Annotated in this window: 2 protein-coding genes; both read left to right on the top strand. The window is 29.7% G+C overall.

The window, feature by feature from the left end:
- Nucleotides 1-458 precede the first annotated feature (458 nt).
- The gene (locus IDG60_RS12245; RefSeq protein WP_000767929.1) at nucleotides 459-1157 is read left to right on the top strand and encodes a superantigen-like protein SSL6; all 699 of its coding nucleotides are present in this window, start codon (nucleotides 459-461) and stop codon (nucleotides 1155-1157) included.
- A gap of 421 nt (nucleotides 1158-1578) precedes the next feature.
- Nucleotides 1579-2017, top strand: a 439-nt coding sequence (locus IDG60_RS12240; RefSeq protein WP_206160747.1) for a superantigen-like protein SSL7, incomplete at its 3' end; no start/stop codon positions are given.

The following is a 2017-nucleotide window of genomic DNA, read 5'->3' as shown; positions in this document are numbered from 1 at the left end:
CAACATTAGATAATGCAATGAAATATGGATAATAGTAAAATATGGATAGTATAGAGGAGTTAGGCAACATAAGTTGCTTAGCTTCTTTTTTGTGTTGGAGAGATGAAAAAGAAGCGTATCGATGAATAATAAAAACACCAATAAAACTTGTGGGAATAGTTGATACCTATAGTCGCGCGTTGTCCTTTTCGTGACATGAAACAATGTGGAAAACATAATTAAATTGAGGGAAAGTGTGAATAGTTAAAAAAGCTGCGTTAAGTTTAAAAAATAGATTAACGCTGTTAGGATTCTATTAATTAGCTTAACATTGGTTCAAAAATAGTTAAAAAGAGGTTAATTCATAGCTTAGTATTCCGCTTATATAATGATAGTAGATTGTTCGTATTACGTAATTGAATTAATCATATAAAAATATATTAAGACAAAATTTATAAATAGATTGGGAGAATAGTACTATGAAATTAAAAGCGTTAGCTAAAGCAACATTAGTATTGGGATTGTTAGCTACTGGTGTAATAACAACAGAAAGTCAAACAGTAAAAGCGGCAGAATCAACTCAAGGTCAACACAATTATAAATCATTAAAATACTACTATAGCAAGCCAAGTATAGAGTTAATAAATGTAGATGGTCTGTATAGACAACATTTAACTGATAAAGGTGCATATGTATGGAAAAACCTTAAAGATTATTATATTGGGCTACTAGGTGAAGATAGTAAGAAATTCAAATCAGATGTATACGGGGACCTAGATGCATTTTTAGTCATAGAAGAAGAACCTGTTAAAGGAAGACAATATTCAATTGGCGGTATAAGTAAGACAAATAGTAAAGAATTTAAAGAAAGAGAAGTCGATGTTAAAGTAACAAGAAAAGCAGACAGAGATACTACATCAACTAAAGATAGTAAATTTAAAATTACAAAAGAAGAAATCTCGTTAAAAGAGTTAGATTTTAAATTAAGACAAAAATTGATGAAAGAAGAGAATTTATACGATGCAATTAACCATAGAAAAGGTAAAATTGTAGTTAAAATGGAAGATGATAAGTTTTATACTTTCGAACTTACAAAAAAATTACAACCGCATCGCATGGGTGACACGATAGATGGTACCAAAATCAAAGAAATTAATGTTGAGCTAGAATATAAATAATCTTTGGACAAGCAGACTAGTAATTGTAGGGAAGTTAAGCGATAACATATTGCTTAGCTTCTTTTTTGTTTTGTTATGATGAAAAAAGGAGCGGGTTTATGATCAAGTTTTTGGAAAAACGGTTGATACTTATAGTCGCGCGTTGTCCTTTTCGTGACATGAAACAATGTGGAAAACATAATTAAATTGAGGGAAAGTGTGAATAGTTAAAAAATTAGTATTGTGTTATAAAAAATAATTAATACTGTTAGGATTTCATTAACTAACTTAACGTTGGTTCAAAAATAGTTAAAAAGAGGTTAATTCATAGCGCAGTATCTCACTTATATAATGATAGTAGATTGTTCGTATTACGTAATTGAATTAATCATATAAAAATATATTAAGACAAAATTTATAAATAGATTGGGAGAATAGTACTGTGAAATTAAAAACGTTAGCTAAAGCAACATTGGCATTAGGCTTATTAACTACTGGTGTGATTACATCAGAAGGCCAAGCAGTGCAAGCAAAAGAAAAGCAAGAGAGAGTACAACATTTATATGATATTAAAGACTTACATCGATACTACTCATCAGAAAGTTTTGAATTCAGTAATATTAGTGGTAAGGTTGAAAATTATAACGGTTCTAACGTTGTACGCTTTAACCAAGAAAATCAAAATCACCAATTATTCTTATCAGGAAAAGATAAAGATAAATATAAAGAAGGCCTTGAAGGCCAGAATGTCTTTGTGGTAAAAGAATTAATTGATCCAAACGGTAGACTATCTACTGTTGGTGGTGTAACGAAGAAAAATAACCAATCGTCTGCAACTAATACACCTTTATTTATAAAAAAAGTGTATGGCGGAAATTTAA

This window comes from Staphylococcus sp. EG-SA-2 (genome assembly GCF_017152085.1).
The sequence above is the reverse complement of the archived record's forward strand: the minus strand, read 5'-3'. Positions and strand labels throughout refer to the sequence as shown.